We start from the raw sequence: 422 nt of genomic DNA, 5'->3' as shown, positions 1-422 counted from the left end.
GGCACCATCTGGCGCGCCATCGCCTGGATCTGCGCGACCGTGTAGGAGCTCTGCACGGGGAAGCTGGACGCGGACCGGGACGCGGCCGTCTTGGCCTCGGCGCGCTCCTTGGCTTCCTTCGCCGCCTGCTCGGCGGCTTCCTTCTTCTCGATCGCCGACTTGGCAGCAGCCTTGCGGGCCGATTCCTCGGCGTCCTTCTTGGCGCTCGCGTCCGCCTGAATGGCCTGGACGTTGGCCTGCTGCGTCAGCGACGCGGTCTGCACCTGGGCCTGCTGGCCCGCGGGTATGTCCGCGAGGAGCGTCGTCTCGGCTGCTGTCGCCTCGGCGTCGTTCGTCTGCGCGGTGCTGCCCGAGGCAACGCCCACGACGCTTCCGACAGCGGTGACCGCGGTGGCAGAGGCCACAGCGAATCCCCGGACCGA

At 70.6% G+C, this 422-nt stretch carries 1 pseudogene; it reads right to left on the bottom strand.

The annotated features are described in order from the left end of the window. Window positions 1–422, bottom strand: a pseudogene (locus IQ210_RS47010) (lytic transglycosylase domain-containing protein); the annotation flags it as partial.

The organism is Streptomyces justiciae (assembly GCF_015163075.1).
GTDB lineage: Bacteria > Actinomycetota > Actinomycetes > Streptomycetales > Streptomycetaceae > Streptomyces > Streptomyces justiciae.
The sequence above is the reverse complement of the archived record's forward strand: the minus strand, read 5'-3'. Positions and strand labels throughout refer to the sequence as shown.